Origin of the sequence: Exiguobacterium sp. s161, from assembly GCF_018619045.1 — a bacterium.
Lineage (GTDB): Bacteria > Bacillota > Bacilli > Exiguobacteriales > Exiguobacteriaceae > Exiguobacterium_A > Exiguobacterium_A indicum.
This window is the reverse complement of sequence record NZ_JACSNH010000016.1, coordinates 1-1,289: the sequence shown is the minus strand read 5'-3', so window position 1 is coordinate 1,289 and position 1,289 is coordinate 1. Positions and strand designations below refer to the sequence as shown.

General features: G+C 53.8%; 1 protein-coding gene. It reads right to left on the bottom strand.

Annotated features, from left to right (window positions below):
- Positions 1-149: 149 nt before the first annotated feature.
- Positions 150-1,226, bottom strand: coding sequence for an RNA-guided endonuclease InsQ/TnpB family protein (locus KNQ14_RS16565; protein WP_214861864.1), 1,077 nt, complete (start codon positions 1,224-1,226; stop codon positions 150-152).
- Positions 1,227-1,289 lie beyond the last annotated feature (63 nt).

The following is a 1,289-nucleotide window of genomic DNA, read 5'->3' as shown; positions in this document are numbered from 1 at the left end:
TTGACACTCCCACGGCTAAAGCCGCAAGCCCACACCGTTGGTGAGGGTGGGATTCTCAAGTGCTTGGCGGACTCAATCCATTTCTGCTTCGTCCGAGCCTTGAGGTAGGGGTGTGCCATCACCCCTCCTGAGACAGACCGTATAGGTTCTCAGGCTGATGGACTGTTACCATCCATCACAGGTGCGTATCGAATGTTCATCGCACCGACGGTGTCCCGATGTCCTTTAAACCCACAGGCACACGTGTAGACCCTATCCCTCACCTTGTTCCTGACGGAACAGGATGGGCAGGTCTGACTCGTGTAGGCGGGGTTCACATACTCAACCTTGATGCCCGACAAGGCGGCTTTGTATTCGATGAAGGACGCGAGACGATAGAACGACCATGAGTGGAGGTTCTGGTTGTTTTTACGGCTTGTTCTTGCCGTCTGTCGGATGTTCGCCAAGAGTTCAAGGCGAATGACAGAGATTTTCTTCTGTCTTGCAAAATCGACGATGGCTCGGCTGACCTTGTGGTCCTTGTCCCGCATCCACCGCTGTTCCTTCTGATTGCGTCGTTTGATAGCCTTCGGCTTCTTCTTTTTGCCGAGTGCCTTCCGTTCCGCACGGAACTTGCGTTTCATATACTTGTTCTTACGACCGTTCCCGAAGAAACGGGTCGTGTCGTCATCGGTGACGGCGACCGCCGGCACTTTCAGTCCGAGGTCAACCCCCATCACCCGCACCCCCGTCCGAGGGACGGTCGGGACATGGACGGAAATCTGAGCGATCCACTTCCTTCCCTTCTTCGTGACCCTGAGCGTCCCGAGTTTGTTGGCAAGGAGTCGGGTATTCCGATTGTCCTTGTCAACCATGGCAGCACGGAATCGCATCTTCACGGACTTCCCGTCCATCCAAACGGGGAAGGAGATGCTCTCGAAGTCGAAGGAATAGTTCTGATTGTTCCAGACGCAGACGGGCTTTTTGAGGACAGGGATGCGTTTGAAATCCTCTTTCCTCGCCTTCTTGTAGATGCCGACGGCATCTCCTGCGAGTTGGTTCTTCACGGCGCTCGGAAGGGGAGTGTCGATGTCCTTGCTCGACCACCTCTTCCCGTCCTCGGAGGCGACCATGTTCGCCACGACTCGGTTGGCGGTCTGGATATAGGTCTTGCCCATCCTTTTTAGGATGGCATCCTGACGACGCGTGGCATAGATTTGAACTTCTACCGTGACGACTTGACTCATCTTTGACACCTCCTTCATCCTAATAATCAACTCCATTATAGATTGACTATAAATGCATTTCAT